19 protein-coding genes, 3 tRNA genes and 1 pseudogene are annotated in these 24,867 nt (G+C 44.6%); 19 read left to right on the top strand and 4 right to left on the bottom strand.

Going from position 1 to position 24,867, the window contains the following annotated elements; translation table 11 throughout:
* Nucleotides 1-116 precede the first annotated feature (116 nt).
* The 3 genes from WC526_00335 (at nt 117) to WC526_00325 (ending at nt 11,755) form a co-directional block, all read left to right on the top strand.
* On the top strand, nt 117-7,598 hold the full coding sequence (locus WC526_00335; GenBank protein MFA5061586.1) for a tail fiber domain-containing protein: 7,482 nt from the start codon (nt 117-119) through the stop codon (nt 7,596-7,598).
* A 191-nt stretch (nt 7,599-7,789) separates the two neighbouring features.
* Complete coding sequence (locus WC526_00330; GenBank protein MFA5061585.1) at nt 7,790-11,209, top strand: vitamin B12-dependent ribonucleotide reductase; 3,420 nt, start codon at nt 7,790-7,792, stop codon at nt 11,207-11,209.
* A 9-nt stretch (nt 11,210-11,218) separates the two neighbouring features.
* Nucleotides 11,219-11,755 carry a cob(I)yrinic acid a,c-diamide adenosyltransferase gene (locus WC526_00325; protein ID MFA5061584.1) on the top strand — a complete coding sequence of 179 codons (537 nt, stop codon included), beginning with the start codon at nt 11,219-11,221 and terminating at the stop codon, nt 11,753-11,755.
* Here WC526_00325 and WC526_00320 read toward each other — a convergent pair.
* Nucleotides 11,756-11,838: transfer RNA gene (locus tag WC526_00320), tRNA-Leu, on the bottom strand. It lies immediately after the preceding gene.
* Between the two features lie 81 nt (nt 11,839-11,919).
* Here WC526_00320 and WC526_00315 point away from each other — a divergent pair.
* The 13 genes from WC526_00315 to WC526_00255 all read left to right on the top strand — a co-directional run bounded on the left by WC526_00315 (nt 11,920) and on the right by WC526_00255 (nt 22,096).
* The gene (locus WC526_00315; protein MFA5061583.1) at nt 11,920-13,716 is read left to right on the top strand and encodes a prepilin-type N-terminal cleavage/methylation domain-containing protein; all 1,797 of its coding nucleotides are present in this window, start codon (nt 11,920-11,922) and stop codon (nt 13,714-13,716) included.
* A 2-nt stretch (nt 13,717-13,718) separates the two neighbouring features.
* Complete coding sequence (locus tag WC526_00310) at nt 13,719-14,336, top strand: hypothetical protein (GenBank protein ID MFA5061582.1); 618 nt, start codon at nt 13,719-13,721, stop codon at nt 14,334-14,336.
* A 3-nt stretch (nt 14,337-14,339) separates the two neighbouring features.
* Entirely contained in the window at nt 14,340-15,707 is a 1,368-nt protein-coding gene (locus tag WC526_00305) for a pilus assembly PilX N-terminal domain-containing protein (protein ID MFA5061581.1), read from the top strand.
* 29 nt (nt 15,708-15,736) lie between these two features.
* The gene (locus tag WC526_00300; GenBank protein ID MFA5061580.1) at nt 15,737-16,603 is read left to right on the top strand and encodes a UTP--glucose-1-phosphate uridylyltransferase; all 867 of its coding nucleotides are present in this window, start codon (nt 15,737-15,739) and stop codon (nt 16,601-16,603) included.
* Between the two features lie 10 nt (nt 16,604-16,613).
* Entirely contained in the window at nt 16,614-18,002 is a 1,389-nt protein-coding gene (locus WC526_00295; GenBank protein ID MFA5061579.1) for an extracellular solute-binding protein, read from the top strand.
* 5 nt (nt 18,003-18,007) lie between these two features.
* Nucleotides 18,008-18,397 carry a pilin gene (locus WC526_00290; GenBank protein MFA5061578.1) on the top strand — a complete coding sequence of 130 codons (390 nt, stop codon included), beginning with the start codon at nt 18,008-18,010 and terminating at the stop codon, nt 18,395-18,397.
* A 7-nt stretch (nt 18,398-18,404) separates the two neighbouring features.
* On the top strand, nt 18,405-18,923 hold the full coding sequence (locus WC526_00285; protein ID MFA5061577.1) for a pilin: 519 nt from the start codon (nt 18,405-18,407) through the stop codon (nt 18,921-18,923).
* Between the two features lie 17 nt (nt 18,924-18,940).
* Nucleotides 18,941-19,372, top strand: coding sequence for a hypothetical protein (locus tag WC526_00280; protein MFA5061576.1), 432 nt, complete (start codon nt 18,941-18,943; stop codon nt 19,370-19,372).
* Between the two features lie 74 nt (nt 19,373-19,446).
* Nucleotides 19,447-19,833, top strand: a complete 387-nt coding sequence (locus WC526_00275) for a hypothetical protein (GenBank protein MFA5061575.1) — start codon at nt 19,447-19,449, stop codon at nt 19,831-19,833.
* Nucleotides 19,834-19,940: 107 nt separating this feature from the next.
* On the top strand, nt 19,941-20,705 hold the full coding sequence (locus WC526_00270; protein MFA5061574.1) for a pilin: 765 nt from the start codon (nt 19,941-19,943) through the stop codon (nt 20,703-20,705).
* 12 nt (nt 20,706-20,717) lie between these two features.
* The gene (locus WC526_00265) at nt 20,718-21,110 is read left to right on the top strand and encodes a hypothetical protein (protein MFA5061573.1); all 393 of its coding nucleotides are present in this window, start codon (nt 20,718-20,720) and stop codon (nt 21,108-21,110) included.
* 11 nt (nt 21,111-21,121) lie between these two features.
* Nucleotides 21,122-21,718 (top strand): pilin, encoded by a 597-nt coding sequence (locus WC526_00260; GenBank protein ID MFA5061572.1) that lies wholly within the window; start codon nt 21,122-21,124, stop codon nt 21,716-21,718.
* A gap of 9 nt (nt 21,719-21,727) precedes the next feature.
* Nucleotides 21,728-22,096 carry a hypothetical protein gene (locus WC526_00255; GenBank protein MFA5061571.1) on the top strand — a complete coding sequence of 123 codons (369 nt, stop codon included), beginning with the start codon at nt 21,728-21,730 and terminating at the stop codon, nt 22,094-22,096.
* On the opposite strand, the gene WC526_00250 is transcribed toward WC526_00255, so the two are convergent.
* The 3 genes from WC526_00250 to WC526_00240 all read right to left on the bottom strand — a co-directional run bounded on the left by WC526_00250 (nt 22,079) and on the right by WC526_00240 (nt 23,343).
* A complete protein-coding gene (locus WC526_00250; GenBank protein ID MFA5061570.1) occupies nt 22,079-23,167 on the bottom strand; it encodes a glycosyltransferase in 1,089 nt (362 codons plus the stop codon). The genes WC526_00255 and WC526_00250 overlap by 18 nt on opposite strands.
* Nucleotides 23,168-23,170: 3 nt before the next feature.
* Nucleotides 23,171-23,245, bottom strand: a tRNA-His gene (locus tag WC526_00245).
* Nucleotides 23,246-23,271: 26 nt separating this feature from the next.
* Nucleotides 23,272-23,343 (bottom strand) — tRNA-Arg (locus WC526_00240).
* 91 nt (nt 23,344-23,434) lie between these two features.
* On the opposite strand from WC526_00240, the gene WC526_00235 reads away from it, so the two are divergent.
* From WC526_00235 to WC526_00225, 3 genes and pseudogenes are all read left to right on the top strand, one after another.
* Nucleotides 23,435-23,791, top strand: a complete 357-nt coding sequence (locus WC526_00235) for a hypothetical protein (GenBank protein ID MFA5061569.1) — start codon at nt 23,435-23,437, stop codon at nt 23,789-23,791.
* A gap of 131 nt (nt 23,792-23,922) precedes the next feature.
* Nucleotides 23,923-24,183, top strand: a pseudogene (gene rpsO / locus WC526_00230) (30S ribosomal protein S15).
* An 88-nt stretch (nt 24,184-24,271) separates the two neighbouring features.
* A complete protein-coding gene (locus WC526_00225; protein ID MFA5061568.1) occupies nt 24,272-24,862 on the top strand; it encodes an NYN domain-containing protein in 591 nt (196 codons plus the stop codon).
* Nucleotides 24,863-24,867: the final 5 nt, after the last annotated feature.

The raw sequence follows: 24,867 nt of genomic DNA, 5'->3' as shown, positions 1-24,867 counted from the left end.
GTGATTTTAATTATATAGCAAAAAAGATACGAAGTCCATTTATCCACAGTTTTTTGCTTAAAAAACGTATAAATAGTCGTTAAAAGGTGCTATACTATAGAAGTAACAAAGAAGATATGCAGGAGTTAAAGAGGAAGTGGCAGAACTGCAAAAGAATTCTTCCCATTTTTTTGATATTTGGGTGTATTTTGTTTTTCATTGCCTATGGTTTAAATGCGCGGTCTGCCACCCCACCCAGCATAATTACTTATCAAGGAAAATTATTGGTGAACGGGTTAGCGGCAACAACCAGTCAGGACATGTATTTTATTTTGTATGATTCCGCGTCCGGAGGTACGGCACTCTATACAGCCGGAGGCACGGTTGGTACACCCACCTCAATCGCTGTTACACCAACTTCAGGTTTGTTCTCAATCAATCTCGGCGACACTGGTACCAATACCCTTGATCCAAATATTTTTAAAAATAATGCGTCAGTATTTTTGGAAGTAAGAATCGGCGCCCAAACCCTAACCCCCAGAAAACAAATCACGGCCTCACCATATTCTTTTAATTCAATGTATTTGGACGGAGTTGCTTCGGCCACTGTTTCTTCGTCAACTTACATTCCAGTGTCGGATGTCAACGGAAATTTTAATTTTAACAGTACGACGATTTCAACAACTACCGTCACAAACAAACTGACTGTAATCTCAAACAATACTTCCACTTTTAATTATGGGGCGACTTTTGCGACAGCCGGAGGACAGGTGGGAATTGGCACAACAGCGACAAGTAGAAAACTGACCGTATTGGGTAAAATTTATAATCCCATACATCCCGATTCGGGTATAAACACCGTAGGGTTTGTCTTCGCACAATCCCAGGCCTCTGAATTATATGTGTCTGGCCGATATGCCTATGTTTCGGATAGAGGCGATCCATCATACTTGTCTGTAATAGACATAAATAGACCAAGCGCTCCAATCAAGGTTGCCACATTACTGTTAAGCATAGGGCGTGTTAGTTCAATATTTGTTGCCGGTAATTATGCTTATTTGGGCGCTGGTATGACAAATAAATTAGTTGTTGTTGATGTAACCAAACCAGCATCTCCGGTTCAGATTAGCACAACATCATTAGGATCAAGCAGTTCTGCGGACTCAATTTTTGTGTCGGGTAAATATTTATACGTCGCTGATACAGATGATACAAAAATGTATGTAATTGATATCTCCAATCCATATAACCCGGTAGTAGTAAGTTCAGTAACATTGGACTATGGCCCCGGGGAAATATTTGTTTCCGGTAAGTACGCTTATTTGACACATACTAGTCATTTGATGGTAGTAGATATTTCTAATCCAAATTTACCAGTACAGAAAAGCACTACAGACCTGCCGGCAGGTTCAGGGGCCTATCCTATTTATGTTTCCGGAGGGTATGCATATTTAGGGGGTACATGGAATAATACCTTAATATCTGTGGATATACACAATCCAATTACACCGGTGGTATCATCCACGGTTGCCCTGGTCAATGCTCCGTTTGACTTAGACATTTCCGGAAATTATGCGTTTGTATCAACTTATTTGGGAATTATAGATATAATTGATATTTCAAATCCGGGAGTAATGAGTGAGGTTGGTAATGTGTATGCGGGAGATTATGGGGTCAAGGTGGTTGGGAATTACGTATTTTCTGTCAATGATAGTTCTGGTTTATTTTTTATCACCGATCTTTATGGAACGGAAGTCGGTTCATTATTTGCTCACTCGGCCGAAGTTGGAAAACTTGCAGTGCAAAACGAAATAATCACCAAAGGAATAGTTGATATAGGGACATCTTTGACGGTTGGTTATGGTGGTATTTTGTCACAAGGGGCTTTGTCAATTTCGGCAACAAACACGCCGTCGTACTTTGGCGGTTCGGTTGGAATAGGCACCACCTCTCCTGCCTGGAAATTATCAGTAGCCGGTGATATTAATACCACCGGGACTTACAGAATAAATAATATTGATTACGGACAGTATTTTATAGCCACTTCCGGATATAGCGGCAATATTTATATGTCTAACGGCAGCGGCCGCGGGCAATGGGTGAATACAAGCAGTTTAGGATTCGCATCTTCATCCGGTTCAGACAGTTATATACAAAATCAATCATCCGCGGATCAAGTGGCCAATTTTAGAATTTCATCAACAGGCACTTTGGGGGCTTTAGGCGTAAACACAATTTCGCCTTTGGCAAAGTTTACAATAGTTGATGGTGCCATCCTGGCCACAGGTTCAGTCGGTGACACTCCAATTTCCGGCGGCGGCACCCGTATGATGTGGATACCAAGTAAAGCGGCGTTTAGGGCGGGTATTGTAGATGGGACACAATGGGATGATGCGTTAATCGGGGACCGGTCAGTCGCGATGGGTGGTAATACCGTTGCGAGCGGCTATACTTCAACCGCGATGGGTTCTCGATCTGTTGCCAGTGGTAACTATTCAACCGCGTTGGGGCAATACTCCACTGCCAGCGGTGATAATTCCTTTGCCCTTGGTCAGTATGTTTCTTCAAGTGCCTTTAGTTCCATTATTATTGGTAACGGCCTGGGTCTAGGTAGTGGTTTACTTGTCAACTCCACTGACAGGTCTTTGGTTGTGGGCTTTTATTCTACAGTTCCCACATTATTTGTAGGCCCATCGGCCGGTGAAGGAACAACCGGCAGAGTGGGAGTTGGCACAACTACTCCAACAGCTCTATTCTCAATATCCGGTTCGGTTACCAGCAGTCCATTTTTTGACATCGCCTCCTCCTCCGGCTCCAGCATGCTGCGCGTTTTGGCAAATGGAAATGTAGGAATAAATACCAGTTCGCCTTTGGCGGGATTAACAATAGTTGACGGCGCTATTCTGGCTGTCAGTTCAACCAGTGGCACAGGTGCCCAAGGGACTCCGATTTCCGGCGCCGGCACTCGCATGATGTGGATACCGAGCAAGGCGGCTTTTAGAGCCGGATCAATCCAGGGTCTATATGCCGGTGTGGATGCTTGGGATGATGCAAAAATTGGTTTAGGTTCAGTTGCTTTTGGTATAGATACCATCGCTAGTGGCACTGCTGCCTTTGCCGCCGGTGTTGGCAGTTGGGCAGCAGGAAACGGTGCTGTTGCTTTAGGAAATTGGTCAACAGCATTGGGTACTAATTCCTTTGCGATGGGTGAAAACGCACATGCCTTTGCTTCTGGTGGAATCGCCATGGGTGGGCATATTACAAGTACTGCTTCAGGCGCAATCGCGTTGGGATCACATATAAATGTTACAGGAAGTCAGTCGTTTGGTATTGGCTTGGATACAACAGATAGAATTATTTCAGCCAGCAATGTCATGGCCATCATGGGTGGGAATGTTGGTATTGGCACCACCACACCTCAAGCGGCGTTAACAATTTTAGATGGCGCTATTCTGGCTGTCAGTTCAACCAGTGGCACAGGTGCCCAAGGGACTCCGATTTCCGGCGCCGGCACTCGTCTGATGTGGATACCGAGCAAGGCGGCTTTTAGAGCCGGGTATGCTTCTTCAACAGAATGGGATGAGGCAAGTATCGGTTCTTATTCTATGGCTTTGGGGTATAATGTTGAAGCCAGCGGTCCATATACATTCGCTTCAGGTGTTGAAAATATTTCAGCTGGTATATTCTCCATTGCCATGGGCGCCAGCAATATATCCACCGGCACCGCGTCAGTGGCTATGGGATCAGGCAATAAAGCTCAAGGCGACGGAGCTATCGCTCTTGGTAATAATGCATTTGCCAGTGCGGCTAAAGCCATTGCTATGGGTGAAACAGTAAGAGCTTTGGGAAGCAGGTCTGTTGCTATTGGTGAGTTTGTAACAAGTTCGGGCGGAAATTCTTTTGTAATGGGCAAATATTTGACAGTTTCTGGTGCAAATTCCTTCGGTATCGGTTTGGGGTCATCTGACAATGGTGTTTTATCTACTGCAAATACTTTTGGAATAATCAATGGTGCCATGATCGCCTCCGGCACCACCGGCAACACTCCCGGTTCCGGTCCCGGCACTCGTATGATGTGGATACCAAGTAAAGCGGCGTTTAGAGCTGGCGCGGTAGGTGTTGATACCTATGGAGCCGACCCATATGGTGGAACAGAATGGGATGATGCAAATATTGGTGAATACTCCATGGCTTTGGGGGTTAATAATAAAGCCACCGCCCTTGGTTCTGTTGCAATAGGTATGAATAATTTTTCTGGGGGGCCTTTATCTGTTGCGATGGGTTTTGGTTCTTATGCCAGCGGCACCAGTGCTACAGCTTTGGGCGGCTCCAGCGCCACAGGAGACGGATCTTCAGCTTTTGGTGCTGCCACAGCAAGTGGTACCGCTTCGGTAGCTATCGGTGGTGACGCCAGGGCACTGACGTCGTTTGCTGTGGCTATTGGAACTTCAGTAACATCTACTGCCCAGTATTCTATTGCTATGGGCAGGTATATGACAGTTTCCGGTGCAAATTCCTTCGGTATCGGTTTAGGCAATTCAGATAATGGCACCTTATCTAACGCAAATACTTTTGGTATTATCAATGGCGCCGTCATCGCTTCCGGCACCATTGGCAACACCCCCGCTTCCGGCCTCGGTACCCGTATGATGTGGGTTCCGTCCAAAGCGGCATTTAGAGCCGGCAAGCTTGAAGATCAGGGTGGGGAAGAATCTATTTATTGGGATGATGCAAAGATAGGATCTTCTTCTGTGGCTATGGGTTGGAATGTCATTGCTAGCAATACGACGGCTATCGCTTTGGGATCTTTTGCTAAGGCCTCTGGCGCACGATCTGTTGCGTTAGGAGATAGTGTAATTGCCTCTGGGGATGGCTCTATGGCTTTGGGTTTTGCATCCAGAGCTACCGGAGGGAATTCTTTTGCGGTCGGTTATCAATCATATGCCAGTGGTACGCAAGCCATTGCCATTGGTGATGATGTTGTTGCCAGTGGCGCGTATTCAACTGCCATGGGAACTCGTATTAATGTAACCGGTGACAGATCTTTTGGTATTAGTTTGAATAATATATGGCCACGTTATGAATTAAATCAAAGCAATGTCATGGCTATTATGGGTGGGAATGTGGGAATCGGAACAACAACTCCTCAAGCACTTTTTACTCTTCAAGACGGTGCTATTTTAGCCGCTGGCACAGTCGGAGCCACTCCTGTTTCCGGCACCGGTACTCGTATGATGTGGATTCCATCCAAAGCGGCGTTTAGAGCTGGAAAGACCGCAGATATGTTTTTGGGAGTGTTGCCGCTTGGCGATGGCACTGGTTGGGATGAAGCCAATATTGGCACCTCGTCAGCTGCTTTTGGCGCCGGCACCAAAGCCAGCGGATTATACTCGTTCGCCGCCGGAGGAGGCAACACAGCCAGTGGCACTGCTTCCGTTGCTCTTGGGTTGGGCGGAGTGGCGGGCGGTCTCTCTTCCTTTATCATGGGAGACGGGGTCTCTTCGGGTGATAGTTCTATAGCAATGGGAAAACATCTTACGGCAACAGGGAATGTATCGGTAGCTATTGGTGATACTGTGGTTGCTTCAGCCGGTACTTCTTTTGCCTTTGGCAGCCATGTGACCTCGTCTGCGGAAAAAGCCATGGCTTTAGGCAACTATATAGAAGTTTCAGGAACTGGTTCAATCGGTATCGGCATTGGAAATACCGAAACCCATTATACTGTGTCTGCCATTAACGTAATGGCCATCATGGGCGGCAATGTCGGCATCGGCACCTCTTCTTTTAGTTATCTTTTAAACATGGACGGCGGCGGTTACTATAGTGCAGTTGACGGCCAATGGCATAATGGGTCCTCCCGTTCCATTAAGCAGGATATTGTTCCGATTACAGAAACACAAAGAAGCAACCTGTTATCCATGTTGGACAGTTTAAATATTAATCAATATCGTTTTATTAATGATGTAAGCGCTTATGGCGATCAAGCCATCTGGCAATATGGCATTATTGCCGATGAATCTCCGGATCTTTTAACCGGCCACGACCAGAATAGTATAGCCGCCGGGTCAGCTATTCAATTCTTGCTCACCAACCAGCAGACAATGTATAGAGACCTAAAGAAGTTAAATTCAACCCTTATCTTAAGTAGTACAACCCAAGAGATCACTTTTCAATCAGCGGCAGTTTCATCCCCTTCGGCTAAGGCCTTCACTTTTAACGCAATCAATTTCAATACTTCCACTGCGGATAATTATATTGTTTCACTGCGCTCAAACAATGATCCGGTGTTTTCTGTATCAGCCAACGGCGATGTTAATACCAAAGGAAATATTTACGCTCCATCAATCACTTTAGGAACATCCACAAACCCCGGCGATTTGGCAGAGAAGGTGGATATTGCCGTGGATGATAATGTTGAACCGGGGGATGTTTTGATGGTAGACCCAAGTGCGCCGGATACATACCGAAGAAGCAACGGAGCATATGAGCAATCTGTGGCCGGCGTGGTTTCTACCAACCCGACTATTATAGTAGGCAACGGTAAAACTGATTATATGGCTGTCATGGCCATGGTTGGCCGTGTGCCGGTCAAAGTTTCCAATGAAAACGGGCCAATACAACGCGGTGATTTGTTAATTTCCGCCTCTATGCCCGGATACGCCATGAAGTATGATCCGACAAAAGATAACAATAATAAGATGGTCGGTATAATTGGTGTGGCTCTTGAGCCAATGGATCAACCCACCGGAAAAATTATGACATTAATTAGAACCGGGTGGATGTATAATCGCGATAACACTATTGCTGAAATTCAAAATAGCATAAACCAGATCGCTTCTCTCCAAGGAATAAATTTATCACCCAGCAGTTCTCCGGAAAATTTGGGCGTGTCACAAACCGGCGGGCAATTAAGTTATACCGGCGGCAACCTTGATCTTCAGAACAATACAATTATTAATGTGGCTTCAATCACCGGCGCAGGCGGGAAGTGGAGAATTGACGCTGACGGCAATTTAATTGCCAAAGTACAAACAGCCAATGGTTCGCAGGATTTGTATGCCATGCAATCCACCAATTCCGAATTAGTATTTTCCAGTTCGTCTCAGCTTATGTCCGGAACCGTACAAATTGATTTTGATGCTGCAATTAAGGATGTGATTGATCCGAATCAGCCCATTAAAATCAGCGTGACTTTGACATCCGGTGAAGGAAATGGAGTGTATGTGGCTTCTAAGAGTGCTAATGGTTTTGTGGTGAAAGAATTAAACAATGGAAATAGCAACGCAACCTTTGATTGGATAGTCGTAGCTAAGAGGAGCAATGCGCCTGTAACCCCAACACTTCCTCCCATTCCTACTCCGACTGAAACACCGGTTGAAACACCAACCCCAGCCCCAACACCAACACCAACACCAACCACTCCGACCCCAACTCCGGAAACTGTAACGGAGACACCACCCAGCCCACCTCCGGTTGTTGAAAGCGCCCCGGCTCCAACTGTCCCCGAAGTTCCGCCTGCCCCGGAAGCCCCACCTGCTCCTGAAGTTCCTCCAACTCCAGAAACACCTCCCGAAGCTCCTCCTGCTCCGCCTTTTGAAGTCATCCCGGTCTCGGTATAAAGTTGAGGCCAATTTTTTGGCGGTGGATAACTCATCTAGTATGAGTTTTTTTATTTAGATTTTAGGCCAATTTTAGCTAAAATTTATTATCTTTGTGCCCGGCTTGTAAAAATGATATAATGTATTTTGTCAATGTCCTTTTACTACATATTGTGGTAAAAATTAATTTTAAATACTATAAGCAGGAATATATGCAAAATGCCGTGGCCACCAAAACCTATATAACCGACAGCGATTTTAAATATAACGTAGAGAACGGTTTGCGATTTGCCAGGCATTACACCCGGGACGATATCAGTCCGTTTGATATGTTCACCTATGAGCTTCGGTCATCGGTTATCAGAGAGCCGAGCGGGCAAATTGTTTTTGAAATGACCAGCGTTGAGGTGCCCAGCACCTGGTCGCAGGTGGCGACGGATATTTTGGCCCAGAAATATTTTAGAAAAGCCGGAGTACCGCAATATAATTCGGATGGTACGCCAACATTAAACGAAAGCGGTTCGCCGGTTTTGGGCAGTGAAAAAAGTATTAAGCAAGTTGCCCATAGATTGGCCGGCACCTGGCGATATTGGGGAGAAAAGTACGGTTATTTTGCCAGCCCTCAAGATGCCCAAATTTTTTATGATGAATTAGTTTACATGCTCATCGCCCAAATGGTGGCGCCAAATTCGCCGCAATGGTTTACCACCGGTCTTTTTTGGGCCTATGGCATAAATGGTCCGGCGCAGGGTCATTACTATGTTGAGGATGCCACCGGAGAAGTGATGCCGTCGCCTGACGCCTACTCCCGCAATCAACCGCATGCTTGTTTCATTCAATCAATCAAAGACGATCTGGTAAATCCGGGTGGAATTATGGACTTGTGGGTCAGGGAAGCAAGGTTATTCAAATACGGCAGCGGCACTGGGACAAATTTTTCCAATTTGCGCGGCTCCGGAGAAAAATTATCCGGTGGCGGCGAATCTTCCGGATTGATGAGCTGGCTAAAAATTGGCGATCGCGCGGCCGGCGCGATCAAATCCGGCGGCACTACCCGCCGGGCGGCCAAAATGGTTATTTTAAACATTGATCATCCGGATATTGAGAAGTTTATTGATTGGAAAATGAATGAAGAAAAAAAAGTGGCGGCTTTGATTTCATCCGGCTATGATTCTGCCTATGAAGGCGAGGCCTATCAAACTGTTTCCGGACAAAATTCAAACAATTCCATCCGCGTGACCCAGGATTTTATGGAAGCGGTTGAAAATAACGGCGACTGGAATTTAACTTGGCGTATAAACGGTCAGGTTTGTAAGACCTTGCCGGCTAAAAATTTATGGGACAAAATTGCCACCGCGGCCTGGTCATGCGCTGATCCGGGATTGCAATATGATACCAATATAAATGATTGGCACACTTGTCCGCAGTCGGGCCGGATAAAGGCCTCAAATCCTTGCAGTGAGTACATGTTTTTAGACGACACCGCCTGTAATTTGGCCTCAATTAACCTTGGCCATTTTTATGACGCGGAGGCCTTGGCTTTTGATGTTGAAGGTTTTAGATACACCACCAAAATTTGGACGGTTGTTTTGGAAGTAAGCATTTTAATGGCGCAATTTCCAAGTTATGAAATCGCCAAGAACAGTTATCTATTTCGAAGTTTGGGACTGGGCTATGCCAATGTCGGCAGTGTGCTTATGACCGCCGGTATCCCTTATGATTCTCCGCAAGCCATGGGCATTGCCGGAGCCATTACGGCTTTGATGACTGCCGAGTCCTATGCCACGTCCGCGGAGATGGCCAAATTGCTCGGACCTTTTGCGCAGTATGAACTTAATAAAGAAGATATGTTGCGGGTGATGAGAAATCACCGGCGTGCCGCCTACAATGCCCCTGAAGATGAATATGAAAATTTGGCGGTCAAGCCAATGGGTTTAGATTCACAGTATGTGCCGTCATATTTACTTTCTGCCGCGCAGGAGAGTTGGGACAAAGCCCTGGCTTTTGGTCAGGAATTTGGTTACCGAAATTCGCAGGTGACCCTGCTTGCTCCCACCGGCACAATCGGTTTGCTTATGGACTGCGCCACCACCGGCGTTGAGCCGGATTTTGCGCTGGTGAAATTTAAAAAATTGGCCGGCGGCGGATATTTTAAAATTGTAAATGAATCCGTGCCTATGGCTTTAAAGGTGCTTGGGTATACCGAGAGCCAAATGATTGACATAATAAATTATTTGCGCGGTCGGGGCACTCTTTCAGGCGCGCCGCATATTAATCATGAGACATTAAAAGAAAAGGGTTTCACTGAAGAAGAAATAGTAAAATTGGAGAAATCAATGCCAATGGTATTTGAACTGCCATTTGCGTTTAATGCCTGGACGCTGGGTGAAGATTGTCTCACTCGCCTTGGTTTTACCAGCGAACAATATAATGACCTGAATTTTAATTTGCTTTCCGCTTTGGGTTTCACTCAAGAACAGATTTTAGCGGCCAATGAATATGTTTGCGGAGCTATGACCATTGAAGGCGCGCCGCATCTGCGCAAAGAACATTACGCGGTGTTTGATACGGCCAATAAAAATGGCAAAAAGGGCCAGCGGTATATTCATTATTTAGGGCATATTAGAATGATGGCCGCAGTCCAGCCGTTTTTGTCCGGCGCAATTTCCAAGACCATCAATATGCCCAATGAGGCCACGATTGACGATGTCAAAACCGCTTATATCGCTTCCTGGAAATTAGGACTCAAAGCGATTGCCTTATACAGGGATGGGAGTAAATTATCACAACCGCTATCAAGCAAGGGTGATAAGAAAGAAAAAGAAGAGGAGAAAAAAGAAGAGAAAGTAGAAGCAAAGAAAGAAGAAACCGTATCGGTACTGGCTACGCACGCCATGATTAAATACGCGCATGATGGCACCAACCAGGGGTCAAAGATTTATGTTCATGGCGAGCAGAGAAGGTTGCCTTATAAGCGCAGCGGGATAACCATCAAAACCAAGGTCTCCGGGCAAAAGATTTTCCTGCGCACCGGTGAATATCCGGATGGAAAGTTAGGGGAGATATTTATTGATATGTACAGGGAGGGAGCCGCATTTAGAAGCTTGCTCAATTTGTTTGCTATGTCCATTTCAACCGGTTTGCAGTATGGCGTGCCACTGGAAGAATATGTTGATAAGTTTACCTTTACCAGATTTGATCCGAGCGGTATCACTGATCATCCTAATATTAAATTTTGCACTTCAATTATAGATTTTATTTTCCGGGTGTTGGGGATGGAATATCTGGGAAGAATGGATTTTGTGCAGGTGAAACCGGCCGGCATTCAAAAGAACCGGGCCGAGCAAATGGAAAAAATTGAAGCGGAATTGCGCGGTCAAAAAACTATGCAGTTAGGGGCAGATGATATACGCGAAGAAGATGATGCTTCCGGCACACAGGCCACGCTTCCGAACATTCCCAAAGTTGAACCGGTTGAGGAGGTTGCGGGTGCAGCGGCTGATGCTGTAAATCAACAGTTATCAGGTATGATGGGCGATGCGCCGCCTTGCCCGACTTGCGGGCATATAACTATCAGAAGCGGGAGTTGTTATAAATGTTTAAATTGTGGAAGCACCACTGGGTGTTCATAGATAGATAGTATGAAGATTTATACTAAAACGGGCGATGAAGGTGAGACCTCTTTATCAGACGGCAGGAGGATAGGGAAGAGTTGTTTGGAGATGCAGGTGATTGGCGAGATTGACGAGCTAAATGCGGCTCTGGGGGTGGTGGTAGCAAAAATGGATGAAGGAAATTTGAGAGATTTTTTGATTCAGGTGCAAAAGGATTTAATTATAGCCGGTTCGGAAGTCGCCTCACTGCAAACGCCTCTTAATGAGCAAATAGAAAAGCTTAGCGAAGAGAAAATAACGGATTTGGAGAAATGGATTGATACAATGTGGTCGGAATTGCCGGAACTTAAAAATTTTATTTTATCGGGCGGAAGTGAAGTTGGAGCTTATTTGCATTTGGCGCGAACCGTTTGCCGGAGAGCGGAAAGACAATTGGTGGCGTTTGGAAAAACCGCGCCAATTCGGCCGGAATTGTATAAATATTTTAATCGGTTAAGTGACTTCTTGTTTGTGGCGGCGAGATGGGTGAATGCTAAAGATGGAGTTGAGGAAGTGAAAATTTAGTGCCCGGGGCGGGAATCGAACCCGCAAGCCTTTCGGCGTTTGATTTTAAGTCAAGTGTGTTTACCAGATTTCACCACCCGGGCTTATTACGTCTCAAATATTATCACAACAATTACTTAAAATCAAGTGATGAACTCACCGGTGATTTGTGATATAATATCCCCATGAAAATCCTTCTTAACAGAAAAGGTTTTACGCTTATAGAAGTCATCGTGGCGACGGCTATTTTTGTATTATTCGCGGTCGGCATCTATGGGGGCATCACTTTGATTTTTAAAATCGTGTATCAATCGCGCACGCGCATTTTGGAAACAGGTATTTTGGCCGAGCAATTGGAAGTCGTGCGCAATCTTCCTTATGATAGCGTCGGTATTATAAGCGGCGTGCCGGCCGGAGTTTTGCCTCATACCACCACCACTGTTCGCAATGGAGAGATATTTACTCTGATTACAACCATCAGAAACATAGATGATCCGTTTGATGGCACTGCGAGCGGCACACCCCACGATTTGTCTCCGGCGGATTTTAAGTTGGTGGAAATGTCGGCTATTTGTCAAAATTGTTTACAACAAGCGTCCGTTATTTTAAGTACAATTGTGGCCCCCAAACAGTTGGAAGGCGCCAGCGTTAACGGCGCGCTTTTTATCCAGGTCTTTGATGCCGATGGTTTGCCGGTAGCGGGCGCGGATGTGTCTGTGACCAATACTGCGCGCACACCCTTGATTATAGTAAATGATACAACCGGAAATGATGGCTATTTGCGCATCATAGACACAACCACCGGTACGCGAAGTTATTATATAAATGTCAGTAAGCCGGGCTATTCAACTGATTATACAGTGGTCTCCGGCCCCAGCGCGCCCACACCCATAAAACCGCCGGCCAATGTGGTCAGTCAGGACGTGACCGACATTAGTTTTTCCATAGACAGATTAAGTAATTTAACCCTGCATACCATTAATACGGCTTGCGCGGCTCTGGGCAGTGTTCGGTTAAACATGTCAGGCGCCAAGAAAATTGCCATCGATCCGGATATTTATAAATTTAATAAAAATTTTACAACCGACGCTTCCGGAAATTATAGTTTTCCCAACATTGAATGGGATACTTATTTTCTATCCACTACCGGCACAATCAGTTATGATGTAGCCGGAGCCATGCCGATGTTGCCGTTAGCTATTAATCCCGGTCTGACCCAGGATGCCAAAGTTATTCTTCAGGCGCATACTGCAAATTCTCTCTTGGTCAATGTGGTTGATGCCGGCACCGGGTTGCCTTTGTCAGACGCGACAGTAGAACTTACGGGCACTAGTTATGATGTCACTGTCTTAACCGGTTATGGTTATACCAGGCAAACGGATTGGTCAAGCGGCAGCGGGCAAATAAATTTTACCAATCCAAAAAAATATTTTGCTGACAGCGGAACCGTAAATTACAGCTCTTATCCGGGTGATTTAAAATTAAAGAAATCCGGACTTTATTATGCCAATAACGGCTGGCTGGAGTCCTCTACTTTTGATTTGGGCACGCAAGTAAACTTTAATAATATAATTTTTAAGTATTCTGCGCAGACACAGTGCGGCGCCAATCCTGTTACTTTCCAGTTTGCTTCCAGCAACACCAGTACTCCCAGCAGTTGGAGTTATAAAGGGCCGGATGGCACGGCCGGTACGTTTTATACAGCTACTAATACTTTGATTTGGAGCGGAAACGATAATAACCGTTATTTTAGATATAAAGTATTTTTAAATACATCCAGCACATCTTATACACCCACCCTGTCGGAAGTAGCTTTTACATTTTCCACCAGTTGTACACCGCCCGGTCAGGTTTTTTTCAGCGGTTTGTCGGTTGATACCTATACTTTGGATGTTTCTCGGAGCGGTTACACAACCAATAACGGCACCATTGATATAAGCGGAAATGGATCAACCTTGGTTAATATGTCACCCAGTTCTTAAATATGTTTGTTTTAAAAAAAATACAAACAGATAATCGTGGCCTGCAGTTGATTGAGGTGCTTGTGGCCTTGGGTATTTTTGTTCTACTGGTTGGCGCGGTGGTGGCCGTATATCTGACTGGTTCCAGATACAATTCCGTTGTTTGGGAACAGCTCTCTACCCAAAATGAAGGTCGGAAAGCCACCCAGGATTTTGTCAATCAAATCAGAACCGCCTCGCAATCCAGTATTGGCGCTTATCCGGTTCAGGCGGCTTCGAGCACCGGAATTATTTTTTATTCAAATACGGATAGCGATAGTTTGGTGGAACGTCTTCGTTATTTTACTGTCACTTCAACCTTAAAGATGGGTATCATCAAACCAACCGGCAACCCCTTAACTTATAATCCGGTCAATGAAATCGTAATCAACGTAGCCAACGAACTTGCCAATGCCACTTCGGTTTTTTATTATTATGACGGTAATTATAACGGCTCCGGAGCGCCCTTAGCCAGCCCAATTGACGTCACTAAGATCAGAGTTGTCAGAATAATTTTAAAATTAGATCAGAATCCCAATTTAACACCGGCTCCTTTTTATATTGAATCAAAAGCGATGCTTAGGAATTTGAAAAATAATTAAAATATGTTAAATAAAAAAGGAAACATTTTACTTTTTGTCATGGTCTTTGGCACCATTGCTTTTTCAATCATTGTGGTTGGTCTGGCCGGATATGCAATTTCTGAAAACCGAGCTTCGCTAAGCAAACACAATCGGGAAGTAGCTTTTCAAATTGCCGACGCGGGCATTAATTATTACCGCTGGCACCTGGCTCATAGTCAGACAGATTTTTATGACGGAAACGGCACAAGTACTCCCGGGCCGTATGTGCACGCGTATTCCGACAAAGATGGAAATGTAATCGGACATTTTTCTTTGGAGATTGGTCCGCCGCCAACCGGATCAACCATCGTCACTGTCACTTCCACCGGCTGGCTTGATATTCAGCCGAATACAAAAAGAAAAATAAAAGTGAAGCTTGGTTTTCCGGCCCTGACTGATTTCGCCTTTTTAACCGGCACTGATGTTTGGATTGGAGACGATGAAGTGACTCATGGAAAATTTCATGCCAATGGAGGAATCCGTTTTGACGGCCTCGGTGATGCTCCAATAACCAGCGCCATGGCCACTTACACCTGCAAGCAGTATCATGGTTGCGGTGCAGGTCAAGTTAAACCGGGTATTTGGGGCGATGGCGGACCCGAATCATATTGGGATTTTCCGGCTACGGCCAAGGATTTTACAGAGGTCACTGCCGATCTGGCCAAAATTGAAACAAATTCAGACCCGGATCTGGGCGGATTAAACTTTACCCCTTCCGGACAGCAAGGTTGGAGATTGCAATTCACTTCTTCCAGCCAAGGACAGGTAATTGTGTCAAAGGTCTTAACAACGGATTGTTATAAAGCCAAAGATGTCGGTGACAATAATTATTTTTGGCCATGCATAGATATCAGTACTCAAGAGTCATACGCAACTTATGATATGCCCAGCAATGGTTATATCTTTGTTGATGATAATGTTTGGGTGGACGGGGCTGTAAAAGGCCGGGTTGTTGTCGGCACCTCGGTCGGTAAAAATATTATTTTAAATGGGGATATAATTTATGCCGCCAAAGACGGTACGGATGTTTTGGGTCTGATTGCCGATCAAAATATTTTAATCCCTCACAATTCACCGGACGATTTGGAAATAGACGCAGCTGTTTTGGCTCAAAACGGCGCGGCCAAGCGTTATTATTATCCGGGGGACATGAAAACAAATTTACTGATTTACGGTTCGGTTATATCCATGAAAATTTGGACTTGGAGCTGGGTTTCCGGCGGGGGCTCAATAACTTCCGGATACAGAAATACAAACTCCACTTATGATGCCAATCTCACTTACGGTCCGCCGCCCGGGTTTCCGGTCGGCTCGCAATATAACTTGATTAGTTGGCAGGAAGTGAAGTAAAATACTCACATATTAAATAATTTTAATTTATGTCAAAAATAAGAAAATTGGTTATTCCGGTCGCCGGTCTGGGTACCAGATTTTTACCGGCCACCAAGGCCCAGCCCAAGGAAATGCTACCGGTGGTGGATAAGCCGATCATTCAATATGTAGTTGAGGATGCGGTGCGGTCGGGGATTACGGATATTATTCTGGTAACCGGTCCGAGCAAGCGGGCGGTTGAAGACCATTTTAGTCCCAATTATGAGTTGGTGAATCTGCTCAAAAAGCAGGGCAAAGACGAAGTGGCGGAAGAGGTTAAAAAAATTGCGGACATGGCCAATTTTATTTTTATCAGGCAAAAAGGCCCGTATGGAAACGGCACGCCGGTGTTGTGCGCCAAGGCCGTGGTTGGGGACGAACCGTTTGCCGTGATGTGGGGAGATGAATTTTTCTATGCGCCCAAAAAACCCCAGCTTAAACAGTTGGTTGAGACCTTTGAAAAATACGGCGATCCGGTTTTGACGGCATATAAAGTTAGCAAATCCGATACGTCAAAGTATGGAATTCTTGATGCTTTGGAAGTGGAAAAAAGCACTTATCAGGTAAAAAATATCGTGGAAAAACCCGGTCCGGAGCAAGCGCCTTCGCAGTTGGCCAGCTTGGGCGGATTTATCTTAACTCCAGATATATTTGGAGCGCTGGAGCATACAAAACTTGGCAAGAGTGGTGAGCTGTGGTTGGTGGATGCTATTTTTAAATTGCTCAAGAAGCGGTCTATTTATGCCCGGTTAATTGAAGGAACTTATTATGACACCGGGTCAAAAATTGGCTATTTAAGAGCCAATGTTGATTTTGCTTTAAGAGATAAAAAATTAAGCGGAGAATTTAGAAGGTATTTGAAAAGTGTGGTATAATAGGTGAGCTATGATTAAAAAAATTCTTCCTTTTTTAGTTATAATCCCGGTTTTACTGTTGGGGGGTTTTGGTTGCAAGGGTTTGTCTACAGCTCAACAACAGGCAACCCAGCCGGTTACCCTGGAATACTGGACAGTTTATGATGATGTTGATGCCCTGCAGGCGAATATAGATAAATTCAAAGCCGAACGCCCGTATTTGACCATAAATTTAAGACAGCTTCGTCCGGATGAAATTTATCAAAGATTGGTTGAAACCCTGGCTGAAGACAAGGGCCCGGATATTATTTCGGTTCAAAATAAATACATGCATGTCTACCAAACAAAATTGGCGGCGATGCCTGCTTCGGTGCAAGACACAACCGTCACTGTAACAAAAAATGCGATTGGCGGTACAGATACTACCATAAATACTGCTAATGTTGTTTTGCCGAATATCACGCAAATAGACAGAGAATATGTGCAGGCGGTTAAAAGCGATGTTGTGATTGGTGGAAAAATTTACGGATTGCCGCTTTCTTTTGACACCATGGCTTTGTATTACAATAAAGATTTACTGGACAAAGCCGGAGTGGCCGAGCCGCCAAAAACTTGGGATGATTTCCGCAAAGCGGTCTTAAAGATAACTAAGATTGATAAAAAGACCGACACGGTTTTACAATCCGGAGCCGCGCTGGGCACGGCTGCCAATATTCCCGGGTTTGATGATTTGTTATATATTTTGTTCAAACAGAGCAACGTGAGTTTTGTTGATCAAAACGGTTATGCGGTTTTTAATGCCTCGTCTGTCAACGAAGGATCGTCACCGGCTATGTCCGTTATGAATTTTTATACTGATTTTGCCAATCCCACCCGTGATGTTTATTCTTGGAACGAGGATAAGGGCAGTGCTTTGGATAGTTTCATAAACGGATCTCTCGCTTTTTATTTTGGCTATAATTTTAACTACGCTACCATCAAAGCCCGTGCGCCCCAGCTTAATTTTGATGTTCTGCCAATGCTTCAGCTTAACCCGGATCAGCCGGTGAACGCGGCTAGTTATTGGCTCCAAACCGTTACCGGAAAATCAAAACATCAAAACGAGGCCTGGGACTTAGTGAATTATTTGACCCACTCAAAGGCGGTTAAAGATTATTTGGACACAACCGCGCGGCCTTCTGCTTTGCGCACATATATTTCCGGACAATTGGATAATCCGGTTTTATTCCCGTTTGCTTCGCAGGCGCTGGTGGCAAATAGCTGGTATAAAGGACGTAATTATGATGGTGCGGTAAAGAGCTTGGGCGATATGACCCACCAATGGCTTGCACCAATTCCAAGCAGCAAAGACCCGCTGGGTTGGCAGCAGGAAATTTTAAACAGAGCGGCTTCGCAGATGAATCAAACCTTTGCGCAATAAGCGATATGAGTGAGCGAAATTTAAAAAAAATATTTTTTGTGGCAATCATGGCCAGTTTGTTGTTTTTTGGGGCCGGGTCTGCCTTAGCCGCCAATCCGGTTTCGGATTTGATCCAAAAATGCGGCAACCAAACTACGCCCAGCGGGGACTGCGCGGATGTAAGTGTCTTTGTCACCCTGCTTATCACTGTTGGCAATTATGTTTTTGGAATTGTCGGCGCGCTGGCTTTACTGTTTTTTATTTATGGCGGCTTTACTTTGATTTTATCGCAAGGGAATGCCGAAAAAGTAAAAAAGGGCATGAGCATAATAATGGCCGCCGGAGTTGGCTTGGTTATTGTGTTTAGCGCCTATATACTGGTGCAGTTTTTGAGCACGAGTTTGGGAGTAAAGTGAATTTTATATGAAATCTAATTTTAGAATTTATTTATTAGCGCTAGCGGCTAGTTTGTTTTTTTTAATTCCGGCTAAAGCGGATATTTTTCATTGTTGTAAGACCTGTCAGGAGTTTGACGGCAATAAAGTAGATCCGGCGTCCATAGTGGACGCCTGTACAAAATGCGGCGAACAACCAATAAGTGGTCCGTGTGACAAAACCGCACAACCCGCCGCTTCGTCTGGTATTAATACAGGCGGTAAAACAGCCGATCAATTGAGGAGTGCTGCAGCCAGTCAATTGAATCCGGCAAAATTTACAGCCCCCACTGATTTAATTAGACGAGTTATCAGTTTAATGATGGCTTTTATCGGTTCAATCGCCCTGGTTTTGTTTATCTGGGCTGGAATATTATGGATGACCGCGGCCGGTGAGGAGAAAAAAATTGACTCGGCCAAAAAAATTATTGTTTGGACAAGTTTGGGGGTTTTGGTAATGTTATTAAGTTATACCTTGGTGAATTTTGTGATTAAAGCGATTAAATGATTAACACCCGTGATTTTATGAGAATTTTTTTTAGAATAGTTATAGGGGTTACATCCTTTTTTATTTTTTTAAGTGTTCCCGTGATCGCTTTGGCCGCTCCCGCGGCAGCAACTCCGCAAACAGCCGGCTGTACTCAATCAAAAACCGCAGCCGGAACCCCGATTACGGTTTGTAATTTACAAAATCCTCTTTCTAATATAAGTGGAAGCACAAGCGTGCCGCAAGTAATTCAAATTATAATTAAAGCCGCTTTGGGCCTGGTTGGCGGTCTCACTCTGCTCATGTTTGTTTGGGGCGGTTTTCAGTGGCTGACATCGGCAGGGAACGAAGAAAGAGTAAAAAATGGTTCAAAAACAATGCTCTGGGCAGTTATCGGGCTGATGTTAGTTTTCACCAGTTATTTCATCTTAAGCACCTTCACTCAATATTTGACTTCAGCTCCGCAGTAAAATGTGGTATAATATAGCCGTTTTTAGACGCATTTTCATATGACAAATACAATCAATGGAAAGGGGGTGAGATTATGAAAAAATGGTTAGTTATTTTTGGAATGCTAGCGCTATTAGTACCGGTGTTGGTGTCTGCTCAAACTCCGATTGGAGCTCAAGATTTGGGTATCCAATATGGAGCGGCAACCGGTTTAGGTCACCAGGATATCCGTGTTACTGTCGCGTCAATCATTAGAACCGCGATGGGACTGCTTGGTATCGTGGCTGTGGTTATTATCTTAATTGGCGGTTTCATTTGGATGACTGCCGGCGGTAATGAAGAGAAAACCAGCGATGCAAAAAAATGGATTTTCTCCGGTATAATTGGCTTAGCGATTATATTGGCGGCCTACGCTTTGGCCACTTACGTAATCAACAGTTTGGTTTCAGCGACTTCCGGAGGTGCACAGTTTAACGGATAACCTTCTTCTTCGCAGGGGGTTCGCGCGCGCAACCCCCTGCGACGGAAGTTGTTCTGCTGTCATTTCAAGTGAACATGTTCGTTTGCGATGACAATTGAATAATCTATATGTTGAAAAAATTTCTTATCGTCTTGGCTCTTGTAAGCATTCTAACCATACCGGTGGTAGTTTTGGCTGATGATTATGGTTTGGGGGCGGCCGCGCCGTCGGACTTAAAAACTTCAAAATTGGGAACTGATATCCCTTCTATTGTTGGAAATGTAGTGGGAGTGGGCCTGTCGCTTTTGGGCGTGATTTTTTTCCTGTTGATTCTCTACGCCGGCATTTTATGGATGACGGCTTTGGGAAATGAAAAGAAAGTGGACACGGCCAAAAGCATAATGGAAGCGGCTGGGATTGGACTTATGATTGTTCTGGGAGCGTATGCGATTACCACCTTCTTGTTTAAGAATGTGGCCGGAACTACGGGGGGCGCAGGAGGCGCAGGAAGCAACCCTCCGGCGGGAAATGATACTGCCGGGTGCTGTACCTTTCCCGGAGTAAACGGTGTTAATGTGGCCTCACAGGCCGACTGCGGCGGTAGTGGTGTTTTTGTCTTGGGACCATGTCCCACCGGCGGGCAAGCCCCGGCGGGTAATGGCTATTGTTGTAATGCCAGTGGTGGTTTGATTGGTATGATGACAGAAGAACAGTGTACCGGCGGGTCGTGGAGTATTTTACCATGCAATAAGCCGGTTGCACCTGAATCCGGAGAGTGTTGTATGAATGGCCAGAGTGGATATTATTGTGCGGCGATTGATCAGCAGACCTGTACTGACCTTGGGGGGAAAGCTTACTATACAGGTGGTAATTGTTCAGCAGATTGTCATTAATATTTTTTTAGTATGAAAAAACTTTTTCTTATCGCCATATCAATTTGTTTGCTCGCCGGTATACCTTTAATTGCCAATGCCCAGCTTGGGGCAGCTACCGGAAATCTGCAGAAAGCCGCCGGTGGAACCGGTTTACAATCTGACCTCACCACCTCTGTGGCTAATGTTATCAAAGTGGCTCTGTCGCTTGTTGGTACAGTATTTTTGGGCTTAACAATTTACGCCGGTGTTATGTGGATGACCGCGGCCGGGGAAGAGAAGCGCATTGAGACAGCCAAGACAACTTTAAAAACCTGTATTATCGGTTTGGTAATCGTTTTGTCGGCCTACGCGATCACCTATTTTGTAACTACCAAATTGGGTGGCAGTGTATCAAATTCAAATCCAAGCGGCTTGGCAAATTAAATATTCGTAACATGAAGATTTATTTAAAAATTTTATTAGCAATAATTTTTGCCTCTGCCTTAATGGCAGGGCCGGTTTTGGCCGCCCCAAATATTAATGATCTCACCAGCCAGATTGCCCAGAAGAGCGGTTATCAAACCGCGGGTGTGACAGACACAACTCTATCCCAAACCGTTGGTATGATTATTAGTATAGTTTTAGGACTGGTAGGGATGATTTTTTTAGCCCTGACGGTTTATGCCGGCTTTTTGTGGATGACCGCGGCTGGTGATGAAGAGCCGATTACCAAAGCTAAAAAGATTTTAACTACCAGTGTGATTGGCTTAGTGATAGTTCTGGCCGCGTACAGCATTACCTATTTTGTGACTAATTATTTATATAGCGCCACTTCGCCGACAGGCAATGTGGTTGGCGGTTACGATGAAACTACTGTTGAGGGAATAAACGGGGCCAGGGGCTGTTGTTTTTCCACCACTCATCAATGCGATCCCAGTTACGGCGCCATTAATTTGCCTAATTCCGGAGATCCGCAAAGGGTGAATGCGGAAAATCAATGTATAAAAGATGGCGGCAGTGTTTGGAATAACTGCGCCAATCCTTGCCCATAATTATTGTTTATGCACAAAGTTCTCGCTCAAATTTTTTATGAAGGCGGCTCCGGGCCAGGTTCCGAAGCCAATAGACAACTCCAAGCCGCAGCCGGAATGCAAGGCGGAAATTTGGGCGCGCCGGTTGATCCGCGTTTGATAGTTGCTCAAATAATTTATGTGGCCTTGGGGTTGCTCGGTACAATTTTTATTGTCCTTACGGTTTATGCCGGTTTTTTATGGATGACTGCCGGCGGCAATGAAGATAATATTGCTAAAGCCAAGAAGATTTTAATGGCCAGCGTGATTGGCTTGGCTATAATTTTGGTGTCCTATTCAATTACCTGGTTTGTATTTAATGCAATAACCGGCGCAACATCATCATTCCTCTTTTTTTAGAACCTCTGTCAAAATTATTTCATTGGACCGGCTAGGCGCCGGTTTTTTGATTATGCCCGGATTGGCTAGTATTTTTTCAATTTTTTTAGCCAGATCATCGCACGACTCGGCTCCGAATCCATAACCGCTCTTAATCAGATATTCCATATTGAATACCTCCTGGCCCGGGATTGGATTTATTATTATTATTGGTTTTTGTAAAAACATAGCTTCAGTTACAGTCAGTCCGCCGGCTTTACTGACAATAATATCCGCCACTCGCATCCAGTCGTCTATGTTTTCCGCTCTTTTTATTACAATCAGATTTTTTTGTCCACTCTTTTTTATGTTGGCCAGTTCTTCAAAGACCCGCTCATTATTATGGCCGGAAATGGCTACTACATTTACATTTTTGTCATAAGAAAAGATTGTATTAACAATCTCTTTGGCCTTAAGTTCGCCCCGATAAGCGGGCATCATCAAAATAGTGGGCAGACCGTTATTTATACCGAATTCCTCTTTTAGTTTTTGAGTGTCTCTTTCCCTAAAAAATTTTGGGTGCACCGGCAAGCCGGAAACAATACTTTTTATTCCCAATTTTTCCAATTCGGTTTTAACCTGGTCTGAAGCTACAAAAAATTTTCTGGTGTTTGGTGAGAGCCAGATACGGTGAGCGTGATAATCAGTTATTACCACATCAATGGGAGTTGGATATTCAATCGGTAAAACCAGCTGGGGCAGAAAATGGGTTGAAATAATGTGATCGGGCTGGTATTCTTTCAGTTTTTTTAAAAATTTTCTCACGCCCTGGCGGAGAAAAAATTTGGCAACTTTAAAAAATGGTTGGATGGCAAAATTATCTGATAATTTATAAATATAACCGAAAAGTCCGGGCGCGCGCGAAATAAAAAAATTATAAGAATTTATAATTGAAACCCGGGCTATCCAGCTGGAATAGTCGGCAAAGTCAATATGCAGGGCTTGGACATCGGGGTATAACTTTTGGCAGCTTAGCCGCAGGGCTTCCGCGGCCCGGCCGTGTCCTGAACCGGTAGAGCATGAGACAATCAGCAGTTTTTTTGAATAGGCCATATTTGGGGTGTCCACTGGGAGTTGAACCCAGATTGTCGGTACCACAAACCGACGTAATAACCGTTATACCATGGACACCATGTTTAGGATAAATAATTATCCAGTGACCCCGCTAGGAATCGAACCTAGATATCCGACTTAGAAGGCCGGTGTTTTATCCATTGAACTACGGGGCCGATATTTAAAGCAGACATATTATACCTTATTTTTACGAAAAAATCAAGATGTGCTATAATAACCGCGACTTAAACCAAGTATTTGTTAAATATGCCTAAAAAGATAGCTAAAAAAATGGTTATATTTATTATACCACTTCTGTTTATGTTTGCGGTGCCGGCCTTGGCCCAATATGGTCTGGGTCAGACCGCGTCTAAGGCCGGATACCAGCAATCAGATGTTTACACATTTGTGGGTCAAGGAATAAACCTGTTTTTAGCCCTGCTGGCGATCGTTTTTTTAGGAATTATGTTTTACACCGGTTTCAGGTGGATGACTGCGCGCGGTAATGAAGAATATGCCAAGAAAGCAAAAAACGCCCTGGAGGCCGGCATTATTGGTCTGATAATTATATTGGCCGCGTATGCAATTTCTAACTTTGTAATCAGTCGGCTGGCGGTAAAGTAATGCTTGACATTTTTGTCTTAGTAGGTTATCCTACAGCCATTAATTAGTCCTGACCTTCGCCAATTGGCGGAATTGATCAGGGACGGACTGCCAAGAAACATACTCTTGTCAGCTCGGTAACATATATATGTATGCTGGATAAAAAGAAAAAGCAGCAGATAATTAAGAAATACCAGACCCATGCCGGAGATACCGGTTCTAACGAGGTTCAAATTGCCATTTTGGCGTCTGAAATAGAGGAACTGGTGGATCATTTAAAGAAACACCCGAAGGATCACTCTTCTCGTCGGGGGTTACTGCGAAAGGTCAGCAGCCGTAGGCATTTGATGCGTTATTTGAAAAAAGAGAATCCGGAAAGTTACGAAACACTAGTTAAAAAGTTAAAGATAAAAGCTCCAAGAGTTATCCTTAAACCGGATGGCACTCCCAGTACGGTTGAAGAAGATCTTGGAGAAGAAGTAGATATAATGAGTCCAGGCCATGAACCCGCAATTGAATAAAAAAAATAATCCTCTGAAGCACCCCGAACAAAGAGTAGGGGTGTTTATAGATGTACAGAACATGTACTACAGTGCCAAAAATTTATTTGGCGCCAAGGTTAACTTCGGTAACATAGTCAAAGAGGCAATTGCCGGCCGAAAGCTGGTTAGAGCCATTGCTTATGTTGTCAGCACTGAAAGCAAGGAAGAACAGCCGTTTTTTGATGCCTTGTATAACCTGGGTATTGAGACGAAAGAAAGACCTTTGCAGATTTTTTATGGCGGAGAAAAAAAAGCTGATTGGGATGTCGGCATTACAGTTGACGCCATTCGTTTGTCGCCGAGTTTAGACGCGATTGTGCTGGTTTCCGGCGATGGCGACTATATACCCTTGATTGAATTTTTGCGAAACCAGGGAAAACAGGTTGAAGTGATGGCTTTTGGCGGAACAACCTCCGGAAAATTAATTGAAGCAGCTGATGATTTTATTAATTTGAGTGAAGACAAAGGAAAGTTTTTAATTACAGATAAAAGATATAATCATAAAGAAGCTGGTGCGGGGACACATAGACCTTTAAATAAGAGGTCTTAAGCTCC

This window comes from Patescibacteria group bacterium, from assembly GCA_041649475.1.
In the GTDB taxonomy this organism is placed as follows: domain Bacteria; phylum Patescibacteriota; class Patescibacteriia; order Magasanikbacterales; family GWA2-37-8; genus JBAZNA01.
Note: the sequence above shows the minus strand (reverse complement) of the source record. Positions and strands in the feature narration are given on the sequence as shown.

Bases quoted from the DNA above. Each gene is read 5' to 3' on its own strand.
- WC526_00335 (MFA5061586.1), top strand. From the start codon at position 117: ATGCAGGAGTTAAAGAGGAAGTGGCAGAACTGCAAAAGAATTCTTCCC.
- WC526_00330 (MFA5061585.1), top strand. From the start codon at position 7,790: ATGCAAAATGCCGTGGCCACCAAAACCTATATAACCGACAGCGATTTT.
- WC526_00325 (MFA5061584.1), top strand. From the start codon at position 11,219: ATGAAGATTTATACTAAAACGGGCGATGAAGGTGAGACCTCTTTATCA.
- WC526_00315 (MFA5061583.1), top strand. From the start codon at position 11,920: ATGAAAATCCTTCTTAACAGAAAAGGTTTTACGCTTATAGAAGTCATC.
- WC526_00310 (MFA5061582.1), top strand. From the start codon at position 13,719: ATGTTTGTTTTAAAAAAAATACAAACAGATAATCGTGGCCTGCAGTTG.
- WC526_00305 (MFA5061581.1), top strand. From the start codon at position 14,340: ATGTTAAATAAAAAAGGAAACATTTTACTTTTTGTCATGGTCTTTGGC.
- WC526_00300 (MFA5061580.1), top strand. From the start codon at position 15,737: ATGTCAAAAATAAGAAAATTGGTTATTCCGGTCGCCGGTCTGGGTACC.
- WC526_00295 (MFA5061579.1), top strand. From the start codon at position 16,614: ATGATTAAAAAAATTCTTCCTTTTTTAGTTATAATCCCGGTTTTACTG.
- WC526_00290 (MFA5061578.1), top strand. From the start codon at position 18,008: ATGAGTGAGCGAAATTTAAAAAAAATATTTTTTGTGGCAATCATGGCC.
- WC526_00285 (MFA5061577.1), top strand. From the start codon at position 18,405: ATGAAATCTAATTTTAGAATTTATTTATTAGCGCTAGCGGCTAGTTTG.
- WC526_00280 (MFA5061576.1), top strand. From the start codon at position 18,941: ATGAGAATTTTTTTTAGAATAGTTATAGGGGTTACATCCTTTTTTATT.
- WC526_00275 (MFA5061575.1), top strand. From the start codon at position 19,447: ATGAAAAAATGGTTAGTTATTTTTGGAATGCTAGCGCTATTAGTACCG.
- WC526_00270 (MFA5061574.1), top strand. From the start codon at position 19,941: ATGTTGAAAAAATTTCTTATCGTCTTGGCTCTTGTAAGCATTCTAACC.
- WC526_00265 (MFA5061573.1), top strand. From the start codon at position 20,718: ATGAAAAAACTTTTTCTTATCGCCATATCAATTTGTTTGCTCGCCGGT.
- WC526_00260 (MFA5061572.1), top strand. From the start codon at position 21,122: ATGAAGATTTATTTAAAAATTTTATTAGCAATAATTTTTGCCTCTGCC.
- WC526_00255 (MFA5061571.1), top strand. From the start codon at position 21,728: ATGCACAAAGTTCTCGCTCAAATTTTTTATGAAGGCGGCTCCGGGCCA.
- WC526_00250 (MFA5061570.1), bottom strand. From the start codon at position 23,167: ATGGCCTATTCAAAAAAACTGCTGATTGTCTCATGCTCTACCGGTTCA.
- WC526_00235 (MFA5061569.1), top strand. From the start codon at position 23,435: ATGCCTAAAAAGATAGCTAAAAAAATGGTTATATTTATTATACCACTT.
- WC526_00225 (MFA5061568.1), top strand. From the start codon at position 24,272: ATGAACCCGCAATTGAATAAAAAAAATAATCCTCTGAAGCACCCCGAA.